The 24019-nt window shown below is 65.6% G+C and carries 19 protein-coding genes and 2 pseudogenes; 8 read left to right on the top strand and 13 right to left on the bottom strand.

What is annotated here, in order from left to right:
* The first annotated feature begins 3 nt into the window (after positions 1-3).
* Both G4G31_RS07915 and G4G31_RS07910 read left to right on the top strand, forming a co-directional pair.
* Positions 4-3477, top strand: a complete 3474-nt coding sequence (locus G4G31_RS07915) for an ABC transporter permease (protein WP_229425446.1) — start codon at positions 4-6, stop codon at positions 3475-3477.
* Between the two features lie 91 nt (positions 3478-3568).
* Positions 3569-3778 carry an addiction module protein gene (locus G4G31_RS07910; protein WP_182990960.1) on the top strand — a complete coding sequence of 70 codons (210 nt, stop codon included), beginning with the start codon at positions 3569-3571 and terminating at the stop codon, positions 3776-3778.
* A gap of 347 nt (positions 3779-4125) precedes the next feature.
* Here G4G31_RS07910 and G4G31_RS07905 read toward each other — a convergent pair whose 3' ends face one another.
* Complete coding sequence (locus G4G31_RS07905; RefSeq protein ID WP_182990959.1) at positions 4126-6807, bottom strand: DNA topoisomerase III; 2682 nt, start codon at positions 6805-6807, stop codon at positions 4126-4128.
* Positions 6808-7197: 390 nt separating this feature from the next.
* Between G4G31_RS07905 and G4G31_RS07900 the strand changes: the two genes are divergently transcribed.
* Complete coding sequence (locus G4G31_RS07900) at positions 7198-7704, top strand: hypothetical protein (protein WP_182990958.1); 507 nt, start codon at positions 7198-7200, stop codon at positions 7702-7704.
* A gap of 135 nt (positions 7705-7839) precedes the next feature.
* Here G4G31_RS07900 and G4G31_RS07895 read toward each other — a convergent pair whose 3' ends face one another.
* The 3 genes and pseudogenes from G4G31_RS07895 to G4G31_RS28160 form a co-directional block, all read right to left on the bottom strand.
* The gene (locus tag G4G31_RS07895; protein ID WP_182990957.1) at positions 7840-8304 is read right to left on the bottom strand and encodes a DUF494 family protein; all 465 of its coding nucleotides are present in this window, start codon (positions 8302-8304) and stop codon (positions 7840-7842) included.
* A 196-nt stretch (positions 8305-8500) separates the two neighbouring features.
* Entirely contained in the window at positions 8501-8671 is a 171-nt protein-coding gene (locus G4G31_RS28165; protein ID WP_308622166.1) for a hypothetical protein, read from the bottom strand.
* Between the two features lie 171 nt (positions 8672-8842).
* Positions 8843-9267 (bottom strand): annotated as a pseudogene (locus G4G31_RS28160) (DNA-processing protein DprA); the annotation flags it as partial.
* A 70-nt stretch (positions 9268-9337) separates the two neighbouring features.
* Between G4G31_RS28160 and G4G31_RS28155 the strand changes: the two are divergent.
* Positions 9338-9544, top strand: coding sequence for a hypothetical protein (locus G4G31_RS28155; protein ID WP_308622143.1), 207 nt, complete (start codon positions 9338-9340; stop codon positions 9542-9544).
* Between the two features lie 115 nt (positions 9545-9659).
* Here the strand turns inward: G4G31_RS28155 and G4G31_RS07885 are convergent, their stop codons facing one another.
* On the bottom strand, positions 9660-10745 hold the full coding sequence (locus G4G31_RS07885) for a LysM peptidoglycan-binding domain-containing protein (RefSeq protein ID WP_182990956.1): 1086 nt from the start codon (positions 10743-10745) through the stop codon (positions 9660-9662).
* Positions 10746-11023: 278 nt separating this feature from the next.
* Here G4G31_RS07885 and def point away from each other — a divergent pair, with 278 nt between their 5' ends.
* Together def and fmt are read left to right on the top strand one after the other, a co-directional pair.
* The gene (def, locus tag G4G31_RS07880) at positions 11024-11563 is read left to right on the top strand and encodes a peptide deformylase (protein ID WP_182990955.1); all 540 of its coding nucleotides are present in this window, start codon (positions 11024-11026) and stop codon (positions 11561-11563) included.
* Between the two features lie 11 nt (positions 11564-11574).
* Positions 11575-12522, top strand: a complete 948-nt coding sequence (gene fmt / locus G4G31_RS07875) for a methionyl-tRNA formyltransferase (protein WP_182990954.1) — start codon at positions 11575-11577, stop codon at positions 12520-12522.
* 235 nt (positions 12523-12757) lie between these two features.
* Here fmt and G4G31_RS28955 read toward each other — a convergent pair.
* Positions 12758-12901: pseudogene (locus G4G31_RS28955) on the bottom strand (BrnA antitoxin family protein); the annotation flags it as partial.
* 408 nt (positions 12902-13309) lie between these two features.
* Between G4G31_RS28955 and metH the strand changes: the two are divergent.
* Positions 13310-17020: a methionine synthase gene (gene metH / locus G4G31_RS07865; protein ID WP_374011301.1), complete on the top strand. Its 3711-nt coding sequence runs from the start codon at positions 13310-13312 to the stop codon at positions 17018-17020.
* Between the two features lie 207 nt (positions 17021-17227).
* Positions 17228-17599: an SPW repeat protein gene (locus G4G31_RS07860; RefSeq protein WP_182990951.1), complete on the top strand. Its 372-nt coding sequence runs from the start codon at positions 17228-17230 to the stop codon at positions 17597-17599.
* Positions 17600-17734: 135 nt separating this feature from the next.
* Here the strand turns inward: G4G31_RS07860 and G4G31_RS07855 are convergent, their stop codons facing one another.
* The 7 genes from G4G31_RS07855 to G4G31_RS07825 form a co-directional block, all read right to left on the bottom strand.
* Positions 17735-19018 carry an ABC transporter permease gene (locus G4G31_RS07855; protein WP_182990950.1) on the bottom strand — a complete coding sequence of 428 codons (1284 nt, stop codon included), beginning with the start codon at positions 19016-19018 and terminating at the stop codon, positions 17735-17737.
* Position 19019: 1 nt separating this feature from the next.
* Complete coding sequence (locus G4G31_RS07850) at positions 19020-19958, bottom strand: ABC transporter ATP-binding protein (RefSeq protein WP_202033716.1); 939 nt, start codon at positions 19956-19958, stop codon at positions 19020-19022.
* Between the two features lie 182 nt (positions 19959-20140).
* Positions 20141-21415, bottom strand: coding sequence for an EAL and HDOD domain-containing protein (locus G4G31_RS07845; RefSeq protein ID WP_182990949.1), 1275 nt, complete (start codon positions 21413-21415; stop codon positions 20141-20143).
* A 95-nt stretch (positions 21416-21510) separates the two neighbouring features.
* A complete protein-coding gene (locus G4G31_RS07840; protein ID WP_182990948.1) occupies positions 21511-22284 on the bottom strand; it encodes a class II glutamine amidotransferase in 774 nt (257 codons plus the stop codon).
* A gap of 196 nt (positions 22285-22480) precedes the next feature.
* Positions 22481-22738, bottom strand: coding sequence for a DUF3567 domain-containing protein (locus G4G31_RS07835; protein WP_027865841.1), 258 nt, complete (start codon positions 22736-22738; stop codon positions 22481-22483).
* Between the two features lie 96 nt (positions 22739-22834).
* Positions 22835-23191 (bottom strand): GTPase, encoded by a 357-nt coding sequence (locus tag G4G31_RS07830; protein ID WP_182990947.1) that lies wholly within the window; start codon positions 23189-23191, stop codon positions 22835-22837.
* Positions 23192-23271: 80 nt separating this feature from the next.
* The gene (locus tag G4G31_RS07825; RefSeq protein ID WP_182990946.1) at positions 23272-23994 is read right to left on the bottom strand and encodes a response regulator; all 723 of its coding nucleotides are present in this window, start codon (positions 23992-23994) and stop codon (positions 23272-23274) included.
* Positions 23995-24019 lie beyond the last annotated feature (25 nt).

Here is a 24019-nt window from a genome sequence, read left to right as displayed (position 1 = left end):
TCGATGTCCGCTTTCCTCGCCATCGTCCGCTTCGAGCTCCGCCAGCGCGCGCGCAGCCTGCTGGCCTGGAGCTGCTTCGGCATCTTCGTCGTGCTGGCCCTGCTGTGGACGGCGGCCGCGGGCGGCGTGTTCAAGGACACCATCGTCGCCTTCGGCGCGCGCATGCTGATCGACGCGCCGCGCCAGGTGGCACTGTCGACCGCCTTCCTCGGCTGCCCGGCCGTGATCGTGGTGGCCGCCATCATGGGACGCGCGATCCAGCAGGACTTCGAGCACGGCATGCACCATTTCTTCTTCAGCGCGCCCGTCAGGAAGAGCGCCTACGTGTTCGGGCGCTTCCTCGGCGCCTACCCGGTGCTGGCCCTGATCTTCAGCGGCATCCTGCTCGGCCAGTGGCTCGGCAGCCTGGTGCCCGGCGTCGACCCCGACCGCGTCGGCGGCGCCGCCTTCGGCACCTACCTGCTGCCCTGGCTGTTCACGCTGCTGCCCAACCTGTTCGTCTTCGGTGCCATCTTCTTCGTGCTGGCGGCGCTGACGCGGCGCATGCTGCCGGTGTACGTGGCCAGCATCGTCCTGATGCTCGGCTACACCATCGCCCCCTCGCTCGCGCGCGACTTCGACTACAAGACGCTGGCGGCGCTGATCGACCCGTTCGCGACCACGGCGGTGCTGCGCCTGACCGAATACTGGCCGACCGCCGAACGCAACGCACGCCCCATCGGCCTGGAAGGCGTGTACCGGGTCAACCGCCTGATCTGGTGCGGCTTCGGCCTGGCCGTGCTGCTGCTCGGCTACTGGCGCCTGCACCTGGTCGGCATGCTGGAAACCCGCGCCGCCGACGCGCCCGCCGACAGCGCAACGACGCCCCTCTCGCAGGTGGCCGTGCATACCCGCGAGCGCCCCGACTTCGCACGCCGCAACACACTGGCACTGCTGGCGCGCACCACCCTCCTGCACCTGCGCCAGACGGTGGCCACCCTGCCCTTCGCCCTGATTGCCCCGGTCGCGATGGCGATGCTGGCGGGCGGCACTTTCGAGCTGGGCATCCTGCACGGCGCCCGCACCTATCCGGTCACCCGGAACATGCTGGCCCTGATCCGCGAGATGTTCAGCAGCTTCATGCTGGTCGTGACCGCATTCTACGCGGCCCAGCTGGTGTGGCGCGAACGCGATGCGCGCGTGGCCCAGCTGTTCGACGCGTTGCCGGTGCCGGCCTGGCTGGCGCCGCTGTCGAAAACGCTGGCACTGGTGGCGATGCAGGCGCTGCTGCTATTCCTGGTGATGCTGTGCGCGATGCTGTGCCAGCTCCTGCGCGGCTACTTCGCGCTCGAGCCAGGCCTGTACCTGCGCTTCCTGTTCACCATCCTGCTGCCGCAGTACGCCCTGCTGGCGGTGCTTGCCATCGCCGTCCAGGTGCTGTGCGCACGCAAATACCTCGGCTATGCGGTGCTGGTGGCGCTCTACGTCGGCTTCACGGCCGTCCAGGGCCGCGGGATCGACCACCCGCTGCTGCTGTACGGCGTGTTCCCGCAGCTGGAGTATTCCAGCATGAACGGCTTCGGCCACCACCTGCTGCTCGAGCGCACGCTCGAACTGTACTGGGCCGGCGCGGCCCTGGTGCTGCTCGCGCTGACGGTCGTGCTGTGGCCACACGGCGTGAATGCCGAGCTGCGCAGCCGCCTGCGCATGGCGCGCCAGCACCTGACGCTGCCCATCCTCGCCACCTTTGCGGCCGGATTGCTGCTCTTTGCCGGCAGCGGCGCCCTGGCCTGGTACGAACTGGACGTCGCCGGCAGCTACCGCATGGCGCGCAGCGAGGAAGCGCGCCGCGCCGATTACGAAACCCGCTACCGCCGCTTCGCCGGCCTGGCGCAGCCCGCCCTTGTCGCGGTCGACCTGCGCGTCGACATCCATCCGCGCAGCCGTACGCTGGCCGTGCAAGGCGTGTACCAGCTGGAAAACCGCGGCACGGCGCCGCTGGCCGACCTGGTTCTCTACCAGCAGCCAGGTGCCGACCTGGTGGCGCGGCTGTCGCTGCCGGCGCGCCTGGTGACGGCGGACCGCGCGCGCGGCTTCTTCCATTACCGCCTGGCGACGCCGCTGGCGCCGGGCGCGCGCATGGCCCTGCAGTTCGACCTCAGCTACGCGCCCGGCGGCCTGTTCGGCTTCGGCAGCGATACTCCGGTGGCGGCCAACGGCACCTGGTTCACCGACGAGGCGCTGCCACGCATCGGCTACCAGCCGCTGGTGGAACTGCGCGACGCGCGCGACCGCCGCCACCACCGCCTGACGCGCCCCGCCAGCAGCGCCGCTCTCCCCCGCCGCCAGCGTGCGCTTCAGTGCCATCGTCAGCACCACGGTCGACCAGGTGGCGATCGCCCCCGGCGCGCTCGAACGCGAATGGATCGCGAACGAACGGCGCCATTTCCACTACCGGGTCGAGCAGCCGATCGCGGGCGGCTACGCGGTGGCGTCGGCCCGCTACGCGGTGCGCCACGAGCGCTGGCAGGACGTCGCCCTCGACGCCTACTTCCAGCCGGCGCACGACGACAGCGTCGACGGCCTGCTGCGCGGCGCGAGCGCGGTGCTCGACTACGGCACGCGCCAGTTCGGCCCTTATGGCCTGCACGACCTGCGCGTGGTCGAGACGCCGCGCAATGCCGGTCCCGCGCGTGCTTTCCCCGGCATGCTGGCCCTGCCCGAGGATGGCGCCTTCATTGCCCGCGTCGACGGCGGCGCGGCCCAGACATCGACTACCCCCTCTACATGGGCGCGTATGGCACCGCGCGCCAGTGGTGGGAAGAGCGCCTGCCCGGCGACGCGCTGGTGGACGGACTGGCCGAATACACGGCACTGATGGCGCTGCGCCGCAGCGAGGGCTCGACCGGGATGCGGCGCTACCTGCGCCACGACCTGCAGGCCTACCTGATGGGACGCGCGCTCGTCCTCGGCCGCGAACAGCCGCTCATGCAGGGCATGGACGAAGCCTGGCTGCAGCAGCGCAAGGGCGGCATGGCGCTCTACCTGCTGCAGGATATATTGGGCGAAGAGCAGCTCAACGCGACGCTGCGCGAGATGCTGCGCACGGCGCCGGCGGCAACAGGACGCACGGCCGCGGCCACCGCGCTGGCGACGGCGCTGCGCGCGGCCGCGCCGGCGGACAAGGCCTACCTGGTCGACGACCTGTTCAAGGCGATCGTGCTGTATGAAAACCGCGCCGACAGCGCCAGCGCGCGCCGCGCCGGCCGGACGGCAAGTACGAGGTCACCCTGCATGCCAGCGCGGGCAAGGTGCGCGTCGGCGGCGCGGCCGAGCACGACGCGGCGCTGGCCGACTACATCGAATTCGGTGTCGACGACCGCGACGGCAAGCCTCTGGTGCGCGAGCGGCGCCTGGTGCGCGAGCGGCACCGGGACGTGCGCTTCGTCGTCGACGCCCCTCCGGCGCGGGCCGGCATCGACCCGGACCATAAGCTGATTGACAAGAAACCCACAGACAACATGGTTCCGGTCGACAGCCGATAGAACTCGGGCTATGATCAAATCACCGTTTTCCAGTGAGGACACCGATGTCGACCATGCTTGCCGAAATCTGCGAGAAGATTCAGCTGCTCTCCGCTGAAGACAAGCATGTAGTACTGCGCCTGCTGTCGCAGGACGTCGACGGCCCGGCCGACCTCGATGCCGAGGAAGCGTGGCGCGACGAGGTTGTTCGCCGCGTCAAGGCGATCCGCAACGGAGAAGCTGCGATCCGCGCCCTGCAGGACTGGCAGGAATAAGGCGCCGGGCAACAGCGCAGGCACCCCACACAACCGCGACGCAAGGCTCGCGGTTTTTTTATTTCCGCCGCCGCTAAGTACTCGACCGAAAATAAATGGGAATTTTGGCAAACAGAACCGGACGTGCCGGTTCGGATGCGGTGCAAGACGGCGAGAGCGCCGCAGTGCGAGCACTGCAAGCACGAGCCGACGCAGCAACGCGCCGGTTCTGGAAGCCAAAAACACATTTATTTTTGGGTGAGTACTTAACACAGGCATTGCGCCCGCCGCCGGCCTAGCGGCATTACCCTGTCCAGACGAAAAAAAACCGCGGAACAAGTCCGCGGTTTTTGTTTGCGCCGTCCTGGTCAGCCGGCCGCATCCTTCTTGGCCGACGCACTGGCGCGCTTGACGGCGGTCTTGGCCGGCGCCTTGCGGGCGGCGGGCTTGGCGGCCGTCTTGGCGGCGGCCTTGGCTGGCGACTTGCGTGCGGCGGCCTTGATCGGCGCCGTCGCTTCGGCGCCATCGGCACCGTCAGCACCACTCGCGGCCGCGGCCTTGCCCTTGGCCGCCGGCTTGGCCTTGCGTTCCTCGAACTCGAAGCTGATCTTGCCGTCCTTGCCGCGCGTGAGGAAGGCCTTGAACGGACGGCGCGTGCGCTGCGAAACGAAGCCCGGCAGCAGGTCGGTCTTGCCGTCGTTCAGGAGCTTGGCCATCTGCTCGGGCAGGATTTCCTGCTGCAGGATGATGCGGCCGCTGCGGAAGTCGCAGCTCTTCGGCTTGGCCACGCTCTTCTCGCAGACATAGGCCAGGCCCATCTCGTAGACACCGCCGAAGCACTTCGGGCAGGGGCCGAGCGCGGTCTGGCCGGTGAAGTCGACGCCCTCGCCGTCTTCGCCGCCCTCCTGGTCCTGGCCGAAATCGAATTCGAGCTTGAAGTTGCCGATTTCCTCGTCGCGCACGATACGCAGGATGGCCGCGAACGGACGGCCCATCTTCGAGCGGAAGCCCTGCAGCGGTCCGATGGTGCGCTTTTCCAGCAGCTCTTCGACTTCCTCGATCTCGAACTGGCGGCTGCCCGGCGTCTTGCTCATCGAGAAGTCGCACTTGGTGCAGGCGAAGCGGCGGTAGTTTTCCTTGACCACGCCGGCGCAGTTCGGGCAAGGCGTCCGCAAGGTGGCGTACTCGCCGGGAATCGTGTCGTTGTTGTATTCCTTGGCACGCTTGACGATGATCTGCGTCATCTGCGCGATTTCGCGCATGAATTCCTCTCGCGAGATCTTGCCCTTCTCCATTTGCGACAGCTTGTATTCCCACTCGCCCGTCAGTTCCGGCGCCGTCAGTTCGTTCACACCGAGGCCGCGCAACAAGGTCATCAGCTGCGACGCCTTTGCCGTCGGGATCAGTTCGCGCCCTTCGCGGATCAGGTATTTCTCGGTCAGCAAGCCCTCGATGATGGCGGCGCGCGTGGCCGGCGTGCCCAGGCCCTTGCCGGCCATGGCGTCGCGCAGCTCGTCGGAGTCGACCAGCTTGCCGGCGCCTTCCATGGCGGAGAGCAGCGTCGCTTCGCTGTAGCGCGCAGGCGGTTTCGTCACCAGGCCGTTGGCGGTGATCTTGTCCGTCAACACCTTCTCGCCCTTCGCGACCGGGACCAGCGTGGCGCCATCCTTGTCGTCGCCGGTGGTGTCCTTGCCGTAGATGGCAAGCCAGCCCGGGTTGGTCATGACCTTGCCTTCGGTCTTGAACTGGTGGCCCGACACTTCGGTAAAGCGGGTCGTGACCAGGAACTCGGCTGGCGGGAAGAACACGGCCATGAAGCGGCGCGTCACCAGGTCGTACAGCTTCTGCTCCGGTTCCGTCAGGTTTTTAGGGGCGACGCCGGTCGGGATGATGGCGAAGTGGTCCGAGATCTTGGTGTTGTCGAAAATGCGCTTGTTCGGCTTGACCCAGCCGTTCCTGGTGATCTGCTTGGCGAACTGGTTGTAGTTATTCGTGTCGGCCAGCGCGACCATCGTTTCCTTGACGGTCGCGATATAGTCTTCCGGCAGGTGGCGCGAATCGGTACGCGGGTAGGTCAGCACCTTGTGCTTTTCGTAGAGCGCCTGGGCCAGGCCGAGCGTGTTCTTGGCCGAGAAGCCGAAACGGCCGTTGGCCTCGCGCTGCAGGCTCGTCAGGTCGAACAGGGCCGGCGCCATCGAGGTGGTCGGCTTCGATTCCTCGGTGACCACGCCCTGCTTGTCGCGGCAGGCGGCGGCGATCGAATCGGCGGCCGTCTTGCTCCAGAGGCGCTCGGCGCGCTTTTCCGGATCGTTCTCGTCCTTCTTGAAGTTCTGGTCGAGCCAGCGTCCTTCATAGACGCCCGCGGCGCAGACGAACTCGGCGCGCACTTCCCAGTAATCGCGCGGGACGAACTTCTTGATCTTTTCTTCGCGCTCGACCACGATCGACAGGGTCGGCGTCTGCACGCGGCCGACGGTGGTCAGGTAGAAGCCGCCCTCCTTCGAGTTGAAGGCGGTCATGGCGCGGGTGCCGTTGATGCCGATCAGCCAGTCCGCTTCCGAACGGCAGCGCGCGGCGTCGGCCAGCGGCAGCATCTCTTCGTCGCTGCGCAGCTGCTTGAAGCCTTCGCGGATCGCATTGGCCGTCATCGACTGCAGCCACAGGCGTTTCACAGGCTGCTTGGCTTTCGCGTGTTGCGCGATCAGGCGGAAGATCAGTTCGCCCTCGCGCCCGGCGTCACATGCGTTGATGAGGGTGGTGACATCCTTGCGCTTGATCAGCTTGTTCAGCACCTTCAGGCGCGACTCGGTTTTCGCGATCGGGTTCAGCGCGAAGTGGGGCGGAATCATCGGCAGGTGCGTGAAGCTCCATTTGCCGCGCTTGACGTCGTACTCTTCCGGCACCGCGATTTCCAGCAGGTGGCCGACAGCCGACGACAGGATGTATTCGTCGTTCTCGAAATACTCATCGTGCTTGGTGAAGCCGCCCAGCGTCTTGGCGATGTCATTCGCGACGGAGGGCTTCTCGGCGATGATGAGGGTTTTGGTCATAAAGTTTCTCGTCGTACTTATATTAGGTGTGTGGCCTGCGCATCATACATGCTTGGCGGCCGGACCGCGTCGGCGAACTGCGCCGCAATTCTGTTACGCGGGTAGGTTCTTAGTAGTAACAGTCCTGAATGAGCGGCCAATGATAAGCGCGTTATCGCGCTGTTCGCAAGTAGCCTCTGCACCATGCTTGTGTCGTGCAAGCCGTTTGCGTCGCCCCGCGCGCCCTTAGCAAGGGACAATGTTGTGTGCGCGCTTCATGCCTTGCCGCCGTGAAGTGGGCGCTTTCCTACATCGGTCCGGACACGATTCCGATACAAGTGCCACGGTTGCGCGCGCATGATCGTCCCGTTGGCGTGCACGGGCCACGCCGTTTTACGGGAGGAAAGTACCATGAGCGACAAACACAAAGGCATGGTGAACGAACACGGCCGCAGCATGGCGCGGGAAAAGATGGTGCCGGTGGCCGAGGGCAGCCAGCAGGGCCGTGCGCCTGGCGCGGTGGCGGCGTCGGCACCGAATTCGCAATCGTGGACGCCCAATTCCGAACAGCGTCCCTCCGGCAACATGCAATCTGAAAACCTGAGCGCCGGTCGAGCCAGCGTCGGTGGCCAGCGCGACCGCGGACGCGGCGGTGTCGGCACCCGGGGAGGCGGATGGAGCGCGCGCCAGAAGGGACAGCGCATGCAGGCACGCGCCGAGGAAGACCGCCCGGGCATGTCGCAGCAGTCCGGCTACGGCGGCCTCGAGCAGAACCAGCGCGCGGGCTCGCAGGAATCGCCCGCCGGTCCGGGTTCGCGCCAGTCGGGTGACCAGGGCTCGGAAAACCGCGGCCATCCCGAACAGCCGGCATCCAGCTACGGCAGCGCCAATTCCGGCGGAGGCAAGGATAACACTTGAGCGCGCAAGTGATACTGGCCGTCTCGGATCGGGCGGCCGGCATCACGGCTGCTTGAATCGGAAGGACAGGGCCGGTGGACGATGCGCAGGCCCAAAATGACACCTGCCGCAATGGCGGCAGGTGAGGGATTCATGTCAGTGCAGCATCCGTGGGATCTGCTCGTCGTCCGACCCGAACAGGTCGTCGAAGATCAGGGCGTCCGGTTCCTTGTTCTGGGTCCACATGAGCATGAGGATGATGATTTTGAGTTTGCTCAGCGTGACGGGCGATTCGTCCACGGCCAGCGCGCGTTCGATGACGATTTCGCGCTGCACCGGCGTGAGCAGTTTGGCGCTTTCAAGGAACTGGATGAAGCCGATTGCATCGCTGCCAAGCTCCATGTATTCCTCGTCCACGTAATAGCGCATGCCGGTGGAGGCCGTCACGTCGGCAAGTTCTTCGCCGGCCATTTCAGTAAGACCCGTGAGCCAATCGATGGCCTCGCAGATCTCGAAGTCGTCGAAGCCGACGGCGGAGAGCTTGCGTGCCAGGGCAGCCGGCTCGGGGCAGGCTTCGGGACGATAGTACGTCTCGTAGAGGTAGACCAGGATGTCGAACATAGTGACGCTACTGTAGCAGCTAAGCTCGCACGCGTACAAGCTTGCTGCGTGCACGGGCATGCGGCGAACAGATTTCGTCGTTTTTCAGCCTTATCGGTTCATATAGCCGTGTAAGTAACGATCAGGATGACATGGCTTTTCCGATGGCTATTCGGGCAGCATGATGCGTTTCCCTGACCGATGGTCTGCGCCGCCGTCACCCCGCCAGCGCACCCCCCGTTGCCCCGACCACGCGCTGCACCCTGCTACCCGGAAGGCGCTCCACCATGCCGGCCAGTTCGAGTGCGAGCAGCGCCATGCTCAGCTGCCCGATCTGCAAGCCACTGTGAGACAGCAGGCTGTCGACTTCGAATGGGTCGTGTCCCATCTTTTTCAACACCAGCATGCACTGCGCATCGAGCGGCACGGCAGTGTCAGTTGCAGGCTCAATGCAGGCCAGGGGCGACACGCGCATGGCCTCGAGGATCTCGTCGACGGTTTCAACCAGGCGCGCGCCTTCGCGTATGAGCTTGTGGCAACCGCGCGCCAGCGGCGCATGGATGGAACCCGGCAAGGCGAACACTTCCCTGCCTTGCTCGCCTGCCACGCGCGCGGTAATCAGTGAACCGGAGGCGGCCGCCGCTTCGACCACGAGCACGCCGGCGGACAGGCCGCTGATGATGCGATTGCGGCGCGGGAAGTTGCCGGGCGTGGGCGGCGTGCCGAGCGCGTATTCGGAAACGATGCAGCCCTCCTGCGCGATGCGTTCGGCCAGCGCCCGGTTGCGCGCCGGATAAACCAGGTCGGCGCCGGTGCCGATCACGGCGACGGTGGCCCCGGCCCGCGCAGTGCGCCCTCGTGCGCGGCTGCGTCGATGCCCAGCGCCAGGCCCGACACCACGCAGACGCCGGCAGCGCTGAGCGCGGCGGCGAAGGCGGCGGCATTCGCCTTGCCCCGGGCCGTGGCATTGCGGCTGCCGACGATGGCCAGGGCCGGGCGCGCCAGCAGGTCGATGCGCCCCCTTTATATAGAGCAGCAGCGGCGGATCGGGAATGTGGGACAGTGCCTGCGGATAGGCGGGATCGCCCAGCACGACGACATGGTGGCCGGGCTGGCTGCACCAGGCAGCGGTGGCGTCGGCCTGCTCGAGGATGGCGCGCGTGGGCGGCGCGCAGAGCGCACGCGCCAGGCGCTCGCCGACCTGTGCGGCAAGGTCCGCATGCCCGGCCGCGAAGATGGCACCGGGCGAGCCGAAACATGAGAGCAGCGCATGCGCGCCCTGCAGCCCCACCCCGCTCGCGCCTTGCAGGCGCAGCCAGTCGGTAAGGAGAGCGAGGCGGCTGGCGGGGGTGGGGTCCGTGTCCTGCACGGCGGGTTTACTCCGGTGATTTGGCCACGTCGCCGACTTCCACCGGCGCCGCTACTTGCATGATCAGGCCGTAAGAAACACGGTCGAACACACGGAAGACGAACAGGTTGCCGTACTGTTCATCGGGAAGCTTCAACTTGGCGCGTCCGAAGCCCATGAAACCCTTGCGCTCCGGGTCGGCCACCGTCTTCCCGAAATGATAGAGACGCAGCACCGAGCCGACATCGAGTCCGTCAAGCGAACCCCGATTGACAGTGACGACCTGGCTCTGTCCGGCATGGGTCACGCCCGAATAAATCGACATCACGCGCGCGTCGACCTGCCGTTGCGGCGCATGCGGCACATAGTTGCGCAAGCTTGGCGGCGGCGTCGGGACCAGACGGTCGCCTACGCCGATCTCGCTCTTTGCGCTGGTGATGATAAAGGTATGCACGTCCACGCCCGGCACTGCGGCCTTGACCAGCTTGACGGTGCCGAGATAGCTCGCCTCGTAGGCCAGCACGGCGCGGGTCTGCGGGTCGCGCAGCGGACCGCCCGGACGGAATACCTGGAAGTCGGTTGCGCCTTGCAGGTTGCCGCGGACATAGACGCGGTCGCCATCGCCGAGGTAGACACGGCTTTCCTCGGAAGCGGCAATGCGCGGCGCGCCGGCCAGCGCGTTCTTGTCGACCACGAGCGGCTGGGTCAGGTAGGGCTCGATGGCGCCGGCGGGAATCGTGTCGATCGCCGCCTGCTCCAGGCCTTCGCTGCGCACCTGCGGCGACAGGCGCTGCAGCGGCGCGCCGGAATCGTCGCCCGGCTTGGTCAGCGAGAGGCGGCCATGCTTGCGGTCGAAATACACGATCTGGCCCGGATAGATCCAGTGCGGATTGCGGATTTCATCGCGGTTCATGCCCCAGACCTGGGGCCAGCACCATGGATGCTCGAGGAATTTGCCCGAAATGTCCCACAGCGTATCGCGCTTGACGACGACGTGCTGGTCTGGCGCGTTCGGCTTGAAGGCGCAATCGGCGGCCTGCACAGGACCCGCCACGACACACGCGACGAGCGCCGCGCCTGCAGCGCGGGTCATGACTGTGCTAAAATTTTTCATTGAAGACGTCCGTAAAATGCGGCATTGACAACGGAATAGCTGGCTGCCCGTCACTCGGCCAGCCGCGGCGCAAGAGACAGCACGATCGAACGCTCCCCTGATCGCAGTGGCGGATCACGAAGAGTTGCCGAACTGAATCAAATTCTGCACACAAATCCTTGAACTAGCAAGACAAACCGCGTCCTGCTGACCAGGTTGCGTGTTGCATTTCTGTTCTCGCACCCCATCTATTGCCTGTTTCCCACTATCCTTATCGAACTGTTATTAAAGAAGCTGCCATGGCTCTCCTGAATATCCTGCGCTACCCCGATCCCCGCCTGCACAAGGTCGCCAAGCCGGTGACCGAATTCGGCGATCGCCTCGCCAAGCTCGTGGCCGACATGAGCGAGACCATGTACGACGCGCCCGGCGTCGGCCTGGCCGCAACCCAGGTCGATGTGCACGAACGCGTGGTCGTGATCGACATCAGCGAGACCCACGACGAGCTGATCGTTTTTGTGAATCCGGAAATCACCTGGGCCAGCGAAGAAAAGCAGGTCTACGACGAAGGCTGCCTGTCGGTGCCCGGCGTCTATGACGGCGTGGAACGTCCGGCGCGCGTGAAAGTGCGTGCGCAGGACGCGAAAGGCGCGTTTTTCGAGAAAGAATGCGATGGCCTGCTGGCCGTGTGCATCCAGCACGAGATGGACCACCTGATGGGCAAGGTCTTCGTTGAATACCTGTCGCCGCTGAAACGCAACCGCATCAAGGCCAAGCTGCAGAAGGAAGAGCGCGGCATGGAACGCGAGGCCGCCATGCGCGCCGCCGGCCGTCGTTGAACGGCCGCCCGATGAAAGTCGTCTTCGCCGGCACGCCGGAATTTGCCGCTACCGCCCTGCGCGCGCTGATCGAGGCCGGCTTCGAGATTCCCCCGGTGCTGACCCAGCCCGACCGCCCGGCCGGCCGCGGCATGCAGCTGCAGGCTTCCAGCGTCAAGCAGCTGGCGCTGGCGCACGGCATCGAGGTGCTGCAGCCGCTGTCGCTGCGCATGGATAGTAAAGACCCGCAGCGTGCCGAGGAAGCGCGCGCCGCCCATGAACGCCTGGTGGCACTCGACTACGACGCCATGGTGGTGGCGGCCTATGGCCTGATCCTGCCGCGCAGCACGCTCGATATCGCACCCTGCATCAATATCCACGGCTCGCTGTTGCCACGCTGGCGCGGCGCCGCGCCGATCCACCGTGCCATTGAAAGTGGCGACGTCGAGACCGGCGTGACCATCATGCAGATGGAGGAAGGCCTGGATACCGGCCCGATGCTGCTGATCGAGCGCGTCGCGATCGGGCAGGACGATACCACCGCTTCCCTGCACGACAAGCTGGCCGGGCTCGGCGGCAGGATGATCGTCGAGGCACTCCGACGGATGGCGCGCGGCGACCTGCCGGCAACCGTGCAGCCCGAGGAAGGCGTGACCTATGCGGCCAAGATCAGCAAGGACGAAGCCCGGCTCGACTTCACCCTGCCGGCGCCCGTGCTCGCGCGCAAGGTGCGTGCCTTCAACCCCTTCCCCGCCGCACAAGGCACGCTCAATGGCACTGTGATCAAGATCTGGGAGGCAAAGCTTGCCGATGGCAGGGGCACGCCTGGACAAGTGCTGGCGGCCGACGCCGACGGTATCGTGGTGGCCTGCGGCGAAGGCGCGCTGCGTCTGCTGCAATTACAAAAGCCCGGCGGCAAGCGCCTGGCTGCCGCGGAATTCCTGAAGGGCTTCCCGCTCGAAGGCCTGCAGTTCGCGTGATGCATGGGTAGTCCCGCCTTGATAGCCCCGGCTGTCACGACTGCCTACCCGGACATCCGTACAACCGTAGGGTGGGCACACTGTGCCCACGCCGACATCCGCACCGAGTTGGCCATGCCGACGGCATACCACCAGCGCCTGCAAAATGACATGCGCAGCAGCGCGAACCCCACCTATCCCCCACAAACGAAAAACGCGCCCCTCGGACGCGTTTGCACTTGCACCTTACTAGCGCTTACTCGGCGCTGGCGACCGCAGCGCGTTGCGCGTCCATGTGTTCGCGCAAGACCTGGTTGATGCGGGTCTGATAACCTGGACCGGCCGCCTTGAACCATTCCAACATGTCGACGTCGAGGCGGATCGTGACGATCTGCTTCACACCGCTTGGCTGGTGCTTCGAAGGAGCAGCCACAACGTGGCTTTGCAGTGCAGACTGGTCCCAATCTGGTTCGTACTCTTTGTTCATGCTCTCGATCCCGTGTTAATACGTGCCACACTTCTCATGGCATGTATTCATTGTCACCGCTGTATGTATCGGCAAAATTGCGAAACAGCCACGATTTGTAACGTCGTGTAACAATCGGGCGCATAAATACATAACGATACAATCTGCCGACTATCCCGGCGGTCCGGAAAACAATGCCCGGCATTGACGTATAATTTCAGACCGCCCCATTCGTGCCGCCGTCCCAGGTGGCCAGCCTCCAGAAAGCGACCGATGACTGCCCCGAACGCCACCTTCTCCCCGATCGAAACCCAGCTGCGCGAGATCCTCGCGCGCCGCATCATGATCCTGGATGGCGCGATGGGCACCATCATCCAGCAATACAAACTCGACGAAACGGCTTACCGCGGCGGCCCGGATGGCCGTTTCGCCGCCTTCGCCGCACCGGAAAGCGCGGGACATCGCGAACTCTTCGTCAAGGGCAACAACGAGCTGCTGACGCTGACCCAGCCGCAGGTCATCCAGGAAATCCACGAGCGCTACCTTGCCGCCGGTGCCGACCTGATCGAGACGAATACCTTCGGCGCCACCAGCGTGGCCCAGGACGACTATCACATGGGCCACCTGGCCTATGAGATGAACGTCGAGGCCGCCAAACTGGCGCGCGCCGCCTGCGACAAATACAGCACGCCGGATAAACCGCGCTTCGTCGCCGGCGCCCTCGGGCCGACCCCGAAGACGGCCTCGATTTCGCCCGACGTGAACGACCCGGCAGCGCGCAACATCACCTTCGATCAGTTGGTCGCGAGCTATCACGAGCAGGTCCGCGGCCTGGTCGATGGTGGCGTCGACGTGCTGCTGGTCGAGACCATCTTCGATACCCTGAACTGCAAGGCCGCGCTGTTCGCCATCGACCTGTATTTCGACGAGCATCCCGAGCAGGTCCGCAAACCCATCATGATCTCGGGCACCGTCACCGACGCTTCCGGCCGCATCCTCTCGGGCCAGACCGTTCCGGCCTTCTGGAATTCGGTACGTCACGCCAAGCCGCTGACCATCGGCCTGAACTGCGCGCTGGGCGCGGCGCTGATGCGCCCGTACGCCGAGGAGCTGGCGCAAATCGCCGATACCTTTGTCTGCATTTACCCGAACGCCGGCCTGCCCAACCCGATGAGCGACACGGGGTTCGACGAGCTGCCCGCCGACACCTCGGCCCTGCTGCGCGAATTCGCCGACGCCGGCTTCATCAATATCGCCGGCGGCTGCTGCGGCACGACGCCCGAGCACATTCAGGCGATCTCCGGGCTGCTCTCGACCGCCAGGCCGCGCACGGTGCCGGACGTGCCGGTTGCCATGCGCCTGTCGGGCCTGGAGCCGTTCACGGTCGACGAATCCTCGCTCTTCGTGAACGTCGGCGAGCGTACCAACGTTACCGGCTCGAAGGCGTTTGCGCGCATGATCCTGAACGAGCAGTTCGACGAGGCCTTGTCGGTGGCGCGCCAGCAGGTCGAGAACGGCGCGCAAGTTATCGACATCAACATGGACGAGGCGATGCTCGACTCGCAGGCGGCGATGACGCGCTTCCTGAACCTGATCGCCTCGGAGCCGGACATCTCGCGCGTGCCGATCATGATCGACTCCTCGAAGTGGAGCGTGATCGAAGCGGGCCTGAAATGCGTGCAAGGTAAAGCCATCGTCAACTCGATCTCGATGAAGGAAGGCGAAGCGGAATTCATCCGCCAGGCGAAACTGTGCCGCCGCTACGGCGCCGCCGTCATCGTGATGGCCTTCGACGAGCAGGGCCAGGCCGATACCTTCGAGCGCAAGACGGAAATCTGCGCGCGCGCTTATACCGTGCTGACGGAGCAAGTGGGCTTCCCACCGGAAGACATCATCTTCGACCCGAACATCTTCGCGATCGCCACCGGCATTGAGGAACACGACAACTACGCGGTCGATTTCATCAATGCCACCCGCTGGATCCGCAAGAACCTGCCGCACGCGAAAGTGTCGGGCGGCGTTTCCAACGTCTCGTTCAGCTTCCGCGGCAACGATCCGGCGCGCGAAGCGATCCACACCGTATTCCTCTACCACGCGATCCAGGCCGGCATGACCATGGGTATCGTGAACGCCGGCATGGTCGGCGTCTATGACGATTTGCCGGCGGAGCTGCGCGAGCGTGTGGAGGACGTGGTGCTGAACCGTCGCAAGGACGCGACCGAGCGCATGATCGAATTCGCCGGCAGCCTGAAGGCCGGCGGCGGCAAGCAGGAGCAGAACCTCGAGTGGAGGAATGCCCCGGTCGCGAAACGCCTGGCACATGCGCTGGTGCACGGCATCACCCAGTGGATCGTCGAAGACACCGAAGAGGCACGCCTGGCCGTGGCCAGTAGCGGCGGCCGCCCGATCCACGTGATCGAAGGCCCGCTGATGGACGGCATGAATGTCGTCGGCGACCTGTTCGGCCAGGGCAAGATGTTCCTGCCGCAGGTGGTGAAATCGGCGCGCGTGATGAAGCAGGCCGTGGCCCACCTGGTGCCGTATATCGAAGAAGAAAAGGCGCGCGAGGAAGAGCGCACCGGCGTCGTGGCGAAACCGAAGGGCAAGATCGTGATCGCCACGGTGAAAGGCGACGTCCACGACATCGGCAAGAACATCGTCTCGGTGGTCTTGCAGTGCAATAACTTCGAGATCGTGAACATGGGCGTGATGGTGCCCTGCTCCGACATCCTCGCCAAGGCCAAGGAAGAGAATGCCGACATCGTTGGCCTGTCCGGCCTGATCACGCCCTCGCTGGAAGAAATGGCCCACGTCGCGCGCGAGATGCAGCGCGACCCGTGGTTCCGCGAGCGCGGCATCCCGCTGCTGATTGGCGGCGCCACCACCAGCCGCGCCCACACCGCCGTCAAGATCGCGCCGCACTACGATGGCCCGGTGGTCTATGTGCCGGACGCCTCGCGTTCGGTGTCGGTCGGCCAGTCGCTGCTGACGGAGGAATCGCGCCTGCAGTACATGGCCGAGATCAAGGCCGACTATGAACGCATCCGCGAGCAGCACGCCAACAAGAAGGCGCTGCCGATGGTCACGCTCGAGCAGGCGCGCGCCAACAAGGCCAAGCTGGACTTTGCACCGGTGAAACCGAAGTTCATCGGCCGGCGCGTGTTCAAGAACGTGGAACTCGGCACGCTTTCGCGCTACATCGACTGGGGTCCGTTCTTCCAGACCTGGGACCTGGCCGGTCCTTTCCCTGCCATTCTCACCGACGAAGTCGTCGGCGAAGCGGCCTCGAAAGTGTTCGAGGAAGGCCAGGCGATGCTCAAGAAGATCATCGAGGGCCGCTGGCTCACGGCGAATGGCGCCATCGCGCTGCTGCCTGCCAACACCGTGAACGACGACGACATCGAAATCTATACGGACGAAACCCGCGAGAAAGTGGCCTTCACCTGGCACGGCCTGCGCCAGCAAGGCGTGAAACCCGTGGTGGACGGCGTGCAGCGTCCGAACCAGTGCCTGGCCGATTTCATCGCGCCAAAAGCGTCCGGCGTGGCCGACTATATCGGCATGTTTGCCGTCACCGCCGGTCTCGGCATCGAGAAGCACGAGCAGCGCTTCGAGGATGCCCACGACGACTACTCGTCGATCATGCTCAAGGCGCTGGCCGACCGCCTGGCCGAGGCCTTCGCCGAGTACCTGCACGAGCGCGTGCGGACCGATTTGTGGGGCTATGCGGCGGGCGAAGACCTGAACAACGCCGAGCTGATCGCGGAAGAATATCTTGGTATCCGTCCGGCCCCGGGCTACCCGGCCTGCCCCGAGCACACGGTCAAGAAGGAATTGTTCGAGACCCTGCAGGCCGAGGAGATCGGCATGCAGCTGACCGAGTCATATGCCATGTATCCGGGCGCGGCGGTGTCCGGCTTCTATCTTGCCCATCCGGACTCGAAGTATTTTGTCGTCGGCAAAATCGGCGACGACCAGGTAAGCGACATGGCGCGCCGCCGCGGCATGGAGAAGAGCGAGGTCGAACGCCACCTGGCGCCGAACCTGTCCTGAGCGCCGTGGCCCGACCGGGCCGCAAACGCAACAATGCCTAGCGGACGATCGCTCGTCCCCAGGCATTTTTATCTCCACCGCTCTCGTGCGCCGGGCTGCCTCCCACGCAGCGGCGACGCGATGCGCGCTGAACTTTTCCCGTTAAATATTGCCTAATTCCGTGGGGCCTCGGCCCTCATCAGGAGAAGGACATGCAGGGAGGACATCATGGCAATGCACCTCGCTACCCGGCGCTGGCAGGACCAGGGCATCCTGCTGCTGGGACTCTGGCTCTTCGTTTCGCCCTGGGCGATGGGCTATCCGAGCTATTCGCCCCCCGCAATCAATGCATTCATTGCCGGCGGCATCATGGCCGTTCTTGCCGCTTTCGATCTCTACAAGACCTATATCTGGGCAGTGCTGGTCAATATCCTCGTCGGTGCCTGGGTGGCGGTGTCGCCCTGGCTGGTCGGCGTGGTGCCCGACCGCCCGATGAGCACCAGCATGCTCGTTGTCGGCATCGCGGCCATCGTGCTCGGACTATGGGAAATGCGCACCGATCCCGACCTGCACCAGCAGTGGATCGGTACAACGGGCTGAGCAGGCTCGCCTGAGGGTTTTACGGGCGCTACCAGAAAGCGTCTGACAACGCCTCAGGCCAAGGCGCACCGTCGCAGACAGTACGCTAGTACGGCAAGACGGTGCAACGCCGGCATGAGGCGTTTTCAGGCGCTCTCAATCTTCTATACGGCGGAACTTCCATACGGCCAGCACCGCAAACAGCAAGGCAAAGCCCAGCTGCGCCGCCATCGCCGGCATCACCGCGTCCAGGTCGAGGCCGCGCCAGGTGACCGCGTCCAGCCCTTCCACCGCCCAGCGCGTCGGCACGGCCACCGAGGCCTTTTGCAGCCAGACCGGGAACATGAAGGACGGCATCCACGCGCCACCCAGCATCACCATCAGCAGCGTGGCGAACAGCGCCAGGCCGCGCGCCACCTCCGGCGTCTTGCCGAAGGCGGCAATCAGGACGCCGAAGCTGGCGGTAACCAGTGCAAAGCACAGCGCGACGCCGGCGAAACCGGCGACACTGGCGATCTCCACATCGAACACGAGCACGGCGAAGGCGAAGATCGCGCACATGACGCCAAAGGCGATCAGCGCGCTCGAGGCGGCGCGCGCCAGCAGCAGGGTCGACAGCGGCACGGGCGCGGCCAGCAGGCGGTTCCAGACGCCGCTGCGGCGCGCCTGCAGCAGGCCCGCCCCCATGTCGATGCCCATGAACAGCAGGAACTGCACGCCCATGCCGGCAAACGCATGGGCAAAGGCGTTGTAGCCCTCCGGGCCGGCGCGCTTGCCGCCGCCCACGCCTTCGTCGCTGGTGGTAAACGGCACCGACATCCCGCGCGCGGCGGCCGCGCCGTCGGTCGGCTGCGGCAAGGCCTGGTACTTCTGCACGCTGACGAGGATGTCGCGCAGCGCCAGCGTGTCAGCCGATTCCGGCTGTTCCTTCAGCATGGCCAGGTTGCGCTCGGTGGCTTCGCGGCCACCGGGGCCGCCGAACATCTCGCTCGATACCACCTGCATCACCTGCTGGGTGAGCATGCCCTTGACCATCGACAGCACGGCCGGCTGCGAGGGGTCGTACAGCAGGCCGATTTCCGGCTTCTCGGCCGGACCGAACAGGGCGCCGCTGGCCGCTTCGCCAAAGCCCGCCGGGATGACGATGGCGGCCTTGCGTTCGCCCGTGCGCACCGCCTGGCGCGCCTGCTGCGCCGTCATGCGCACCAGCGCCAGGCCAGGGTCCGCTTCCAGGCCGGCGGCGATGGCTTTGGCGGTGCCGCTGTCGTCTTCCATCACCAGGGCCAGTTCGATGGCGCTGTTCTGCTTGTCGCCGCCGCCGAACAGGAAGCCGAAAAAGGTGGCGATGATGATCGGCAGCGCCAGGCTCACGAGCAGGGCGCGGCGGTCGTGCACGAACAGGATCAGGTCCTTGCGGACCAGGGCGAGAAAGGCGGTCATGTCAGTCGCGCAGGCTGCGTCCGGTAAGGTGAAGGAAGATGTCTTCGAGACGGGTGCGCGCGGTGGCGAAGCCCTGCGTGCGGCAGCTGGAACGGTCCAGCCAGCCCATCACCGGCAGGGCGTCGCTCTCGTGGGCCAGGCCGATCTCGAGGTGGGCGCCGTCGATGTGCACGCCCGTCACCCCGGACAATGCGCGCAGGCCGGCCAGCAATGCCGCCTCGGGCGGATCGATCAGTTCGACGTGCAGCGCGGCCTGCGATGGCAGGCGCCGCTGCAGGCCGGCCGGGGTGTCGTCGGCCAGCACCTTGCCGCCGTCGATGACGACGATGTGGTCGGCCAGGCGTTCGACTTCCTCCATGTAGTGGCTGGTGTAGACGAGCGCGCAGCCTTTGGCCTTCAGAGCTTCGAGGATGTCGAAGATGGCATTGCGGCTTTGCGGGTCGACGCCGACGGTGGGCTCGTCGAGGATCAAGAGGTCGGGCGCGTGCATCAGGGCGGCGGCGATGTTCAGGCGCCGCTTCATCCCGCCCGAGAAGGTGGCGGGCCGCTCGCGCGCGCGGTCGAGCAGGTTCACCTGCTCCAGCACCCGCGCGGCGCGCACCCGTGCTTCGCTCCGCCCGATGCCGTAGAGGGCGCCGAACAGCATCAGGTTGTCCCGGGCCGGCAAGTCCTCGTACAGCGCCAGGTCTTGCGGCACCAGCCCGATGCGGCGCTTGGCCGCGTTGACGCCGGGGCCGACGGCAACCCCGCCGAGGCGCACTTCGCCGGCATCCGGGCGCAGCAAGCCGCACAGCATGCCGACCGTGGTCGACTTGCCGGCGCCGTTCGGACCGATCAGGCCGAGCGTCTGGCCGGCGCGCAGGCGGAAGGACACGCCATCGACGGCGCGGCGCGCACCATAGGACTTGGCCAGCCCTGACACTTCCAGCAGCATTTCCATCACACCTCTGTTTATCTCGTTCGTCTGCGCGCGGCGGCGCCACCGGCGGTGGCCAGAGCGCCCCACAAAACCTTCAGAGCAAGGCGCGTCGTCGCAGACAGTACAACAGTACGGCGAGGCGACGCAACGCTGGGCTGGAGGGCGCGCGCATCGCGCGTGCGGCTTCACCTTGGTGAGGCGCTCTACAGCGCGTAGCGCACCACCTGCTCGCTCCACTCGAAAGCCGCCATCTCCAGTTCCGCCAGGTCGTCGCCGCTGGCGGCCAGTTCGCGCAGTGCCGGCAGCACGTCGCCGCCCTCTTCCATCTGTTCGAAAGACTCGGCCAGGCGCAGCAATTCGCCGAAGAAGCCGGTGCGGCGCAGCAGCGCGTCCGCCACCTCGTCGCTCACCCCCATCTGTTCGGCCAGGTCCGCCATCGGCACGCAAAACAGCGTGTCCATCAGGGAGGTGATACCGACCGTGAAGGCGATGTCGGCCACCTGGCGCTGACCAGGGCGCAGGCGCTGGGCCAGCAATTCCATCAGGCGCGCACGGGTACTGGCCAGCATCAGAAGAGGCGTATGGCCGGGCCCGCGCGTGCCCGGCTCGGCATAAAGCATGATCTGCAGCCAGCGCTGCAGTTGGCGCCGTCCGAGCACGAGCAGGGCCTGGCTGAGCGAATCGATACGCTGACGCAGGCCGGCCGCCGGCGTGTTGACGATCCGCAGCAGGTTGATCGAGAGCGTCATGTCGCGCTTGATCGCACGTTCGATGTCGATATTGTCGACGTCGGACATGACCAGGTTCATCAGCTCGACCAGGGCTTGCTGCGAGGGCGACAGCTTGCGTCCGGTAAGTACCGAGGGCCGCGCGAAATAGAAGCCCTGGAAGTAATCGAAGCCGAGGTCGAGGCAGGTCTTGTACTCGGCCTGGCTTTCGACCTTCTCCGCGATCAGGCGCTTGCCCGTGCCGCGCAGGCGCGGCACCAGCGCCAGCATCGTCGCCGCCGGCATCGCACGCAGGTCGACCTTGACGAAGTCGATGAGCGGCAACAGTTGGCCCAGGCGGCTGCCATGGCGTGATGCTTCGGCGGCGAAACGGAAACCGTGTCCGGTCAGCTCGGCCAGGCGCCACAGCACCGGCTCGCTTGCCTCCACCGTGCCCACCAGTTCGAGCACGGTGCGCTCGCGCGGCAGGAAGGCGAAGATGTCGCTCATCAGCACTTCGGTGTCGACATTCAGGAAGGCCTGGGCATCGCCCACCGCGCGCGCCAGGCCGAGCTGGGCGGCGTGGGCGAGGACGCCGGCGCTGGCCGACAGGTCGGAATCGATGTCGGCTTCGTTTGCCGAGGTATTGCGGAACAGGAGTTCGTAACCGAAGAGCGCTCCGTTGCGGTCGAGCAGCGGCTGGCGCGCCAGGAAGAAATTGCGCAGCTGGAGAGGCTGGGATGCCTGGTCGAGGCTGGCGGTATCGGTCATTGCGGTCCGGTGGTCAGGTAGAGCCGATCACTCTACCTGATTCTCGGCAATTAGTGGCTTTTCGGCATCGACGTGCACGAAAAAAGTGCCCGGCACTAGGCCGGCGCGACCGGCGCCCCGTCCACGAACACCAGCAATTCACCCGCCGCGAATGGCGTCCAGGTTTCGTTGGTGGTGAGTGGCTCGGTGACGATGATGGCGACGCGGTCGTTCGGCGTCGTCACCTGGGAAAAGTCGACCGACAGGTCTTCGTCGGACAGGCAGGCGGCGGTGAACGGATACTGGCGCACCACGTAGCACAGCTTGGTGGAGCAATGCGCGAACAGCGCCCTGCCGTCGGACAGCATCATGTTGAAGGTGCCGTAATCCGAGACAGCCTGTACCAGTTCCGCGAGCGCGGCGCGCAGGGCCGGCAGCGCGGGGGGCATGTCGCCGAAGCGGCGCCGCAATTCCTGCAGCAGGAAGCAGAAGGCCAGTTCGCTGTCGGTGGTGCCGACCGGGCGGAAGGCGCCGTCCAGGTTCGGCTGGAACTCCTTGAGGTCGCCATTGTGGGCAAAGACCCAGTAGCGGCCCCAGAGTTCGCGCACGAAGGGGTGACAGTTCTCGAGCGCGACCCTGCCCTGCGTGGCCTTGCGGATATGGGCGATGACGTTGGTGGACTTGATCGGGTAACGCTTGATCAGCTCGGCGATCGGCGAGGCGATGGCGGCCTGGTGATCGACGAAGTGGCGTACGCCGGCGCCTTCGAAAAAGGCGATGCCCCAGCCGTCGTGGTGGGTATCGGTGCGGCCGCCGCGGTGGGCGAAGCCGGTGAAGGAAAACACAATGTCGGTCGGGACATTGCAGTTCATTGCAAGCAGTTGGCACATGGCAGGCAGCTTACCATGGCGCGGGTTCGCGGAGGGGCGGCGCGGGCGGCGTGGACTCACGATGGCCCGCGCGGGGCATGGACCTGCGGGCTGCAGGTGGGGCGGCAGGGCGGGCACGGCGCCGGGTGCGCCTGCGTCCTGTTGGAGGTCCCTGGCCCTTCTTGTGTCTGGCTCTCCTGGTGGGTGGACGGACTGCTTAGTGCAGCACGACCGGCTGGCTCATCAGGGTGTCGTAGGAGCCCAGGAAATCGTCGATTTCCTCCATGGTCGGCTCGCTGGCGATGAGATTGTTCACATCGCGACGGAACGATTGTGCCAGTTTGCCGCCGATGAACGCTTCGCGACGGCCGGCTTTGTCGACGATCTCGTAACCGCCGAAGCGCAGGGCTTCGAGGTCGCGATCGACGCCAAATTCGACGACGCTGTACTGTTCGCTGTTGTAGATCATGTTCATGATGACTCCTTCTCTCGGTCAGTGTTGGACCAGTCGCGCGGCGGCGGGCGGCTGGCTTTCGACTTCATTGAAGAGGTGGGGGTCGCCCACCCGATTTCAAGAGTCGAGGTCAGGCGTAAGAGCCAACAGCTGATCGTATGGCGCGGTGCTCAACCACGATCTCAACTGGTCAAGATGCTCCGCGCTCGCCACGCCGATGAACAGGCGCGCCGGTCGCTGGCGCAACAGACGATTCAATGTAACACGCATCACGAGATTCCCGGCGCAGCAAAGGCACCCCGGAGCAATGCGTGAAATCAGGAGATTTTCAGAAGATTCGAAGGGGGAAGTGCCACTTGGCATGCCTTCAAGGAGGATAGCGACGCGATCTTCGCGCAAATCCGGTAATTCCAGCGCTTGTGCAATCGCCGCTTCGCGACGGGCGGCGTCGGGGCCGACAACCAGAGTAGTCATCGTCCGACGAACTGACGAGACAGCGGAAGATGAGACCGACGGGGCCGCGGGCGAGGAGCCGCCCTGCCCCGTCTCCTCCATCATCCGCCGCGTTTGCCCAGCTTGCCCGGTTCGACGCCGAGCTGCTTGAGCTTGCGGTACAGGTGGGTGCGCTCGAGGCCGGTCTTTTCGGCCACGCGCGTCATGCTGCCGCCTTCGCGGCCGAGGTGGTGTTCGAAATACATGCGTTCGAAGGCGTCGCGCGCCTCGCGCAGCGGCAGGTCGAACGAGAGCGTGTAGCCCTGGGTCTCGCCATGGCCGACCACGCCGACCCCGGCGCCGTTCAGGGGCGCCGCCATCGGCTGGGCCGCGTACATGGGCGCGCTGGCAGGGGCGGCTTCGATGCTCGGGGCCGCCATCACGGGGCGCGGCGGCGGCACCGGGGCGCGTGCCACTTCCCGGGCGCGGGTCAGGCCCTGCTGCACGGCTTTCAGCAGCTTTTTGCAGCGCGATCGGCTTTTCCAGAAATTCAGGGCGCCGATGCGGGTGGCCTCGACGGCCGTGTCGATGGTGGCGTGGCCCGACATCATGATGACCGGCATGGTCAGCAAGCCGTCGCGCTGCCACTCCTTGAGCAGGGTGACGCCGTCGGTGTCGGGCATCCAGATATCGAGCAGGACCAGGTCCGGCGCGCCGGCCGCGCGCGCTTCCCGTGCCTGCTGCGCGTTCTCCGCCAGCGTGATTGCATGACCTTCGTCTCCCAGGATTTCCGAGAGCAGCTCGCGGATGCCCATTTCATCATCAACTACGAGTATGTTTGCCATCGTTCGCTTTCCGCCTCCACCCGTT

The organism is Massilia sp. Se16.2.3 (assembly GCF_014171595.1).
GTDB lineage: Bacteria > Pseudomonadota > Gammaproteobacteria > Burkholderiales > Burkholderiaceae_D > Telluria.
The sequence above is the reverse complement of the archived record's forward strand: the minus strand, read 5'-3'. Positions and strand labels throughout refer to the sequence as shown.

What these genes read in the sequence shown, in the direction of transcription:
- G4G31_RS07895 (WP_182990957.1), bottom strand. Translation starts at nt 8,304, where the DNA reads ATGTTCGACATCCTGGTCTACCTCTACGAGACGTACTATCGTCCCGAA.
- G4G31_RS07830 (WP_182990947.1), bottom strand. Translation starts at nt 23,191, where the DNA reads ATGACTACTCTGGTTGTCGGCCCCGACGCCGCCCGTCGCGAAGCGGCG.
- G4G31_RS07840 (WP_182990948.1), bottom strand. Translation starts at nt 22,284, where the DNA reads ATGTGCCAACTGCTTGCAATGAACTGCAATGTCCCGACCGACATTGTG.
- fmt (WP_182990954.1), top strand. Translation starts at nt 11,575, where the DNA reads ATGAAAGTCGTCTTCGCCGGCACGCCGGAATTTGCCGCTACCGCCCTG.
- G4G31_RS07855 (WP_182990950.1), bottom strand. Translation starts at nt 19,018, where the DNA reads ATGACCGCCTTTCTCGCCCTGGTCCGCAAGGACCTGATCCTGTTCGTG.
- G4G31_RS07835 (WP_027865841.1), bottom strand. Translation starts at nt 22,738, where the DNA reads ATGAACATGATCTACAACAGCGAACAGTACAGCGTCGTCGAATTTGGC.
- G4G31_RS07885 (WP_182990956.1), bottom strand. Translation starts at nt 10,745, where the DNA reads ATGAAAAATTTTAGCACAGTCATGACCCGCGCTGCAGGCGCGGCGCTC.
- def (WP_182990955.1), top strand. Translation starts at nt 11,024, where the DNA reads ATGGCTCTCCTGAATATCCTGCGCTACCCCGATCCCCGCCTGCACAAG.
- G4G31_RS07860 (WP_182990951.1), top strand. Translation starts at nt 17,228, where the DNA reads ATGGCAATGCACCTCGCTACCCGGCGCTGGCAGGACCAGGGCATCCTG.
- G4G31_RS07825 (WP_182990946.1), bottom strand. Translation starts at nt 23,994, where the DNA reads ATGGCAAACATACTCGTAGTTGATGATGAAATGGGCATCCGCGAGCTG.
- metH (WP_374011301.1), top strand. Translation starts at nt 13,310, where the DNA reads ATGATCCTGGATGGCGCGATGGGCACCATCATCCAGCAATACAAACTC.
- G4G31_RS07905 (WP_182990959.1), bottom strand. Translation starts at nt 6,807, where the DNA reads ATGACCAAAACCCTCATCATCGCCGAGAAGCCCTCCGTCGCGAATGAC.
- G4G31_RS07915 (WP_229425446.1), top strand. Translation starts at nt 4, where the DNA reads ATGTCCGCTTTCCTCGCCATCGTCCGCTTCGAGCTCCGCCAGCGCGCG.
- G4G31_RS07845 (WP_182990949.1), bottom strand. Translation starts at nt 21,415, where the DNA reads ATGACCGATACCGCCAGCCTCGACCAGGCATCCCAGCCTCTCCAGCTG.
- G4G31_RS28165 (WP_308622166.1), bottom strand. Translation starts at nt 8,671, where the DNA reads ATGGGACACGACCCATTCGAAGTCGACAGCCTGCTGTCTCACAGTGGC.
- G4G31_RS07850 (WP_202033716.1), bottom strand. Translation starts at nt 19,958, where the DNA reads ATGGAAATGCTGCTGGAAGTGTCAGGGCTGGCCAAGTCCTATGGTGCG.
- G4G31_RS07900 (WP_182990958.1), top strand. Translation starts at nt 7,198, where the DNA reads ATGAGCGACAAACACAAAGGCATGGTGAACGAACACGGCCGCAGCATG.
- G4G31_RS07910 (WP_182990960.1), top strand. Translation starts at nt 3,569, where the DNA reads ATGTCGACCATGCTTGCCGAAATCTGCGAGAAGATTCAGCTGCTCTCC.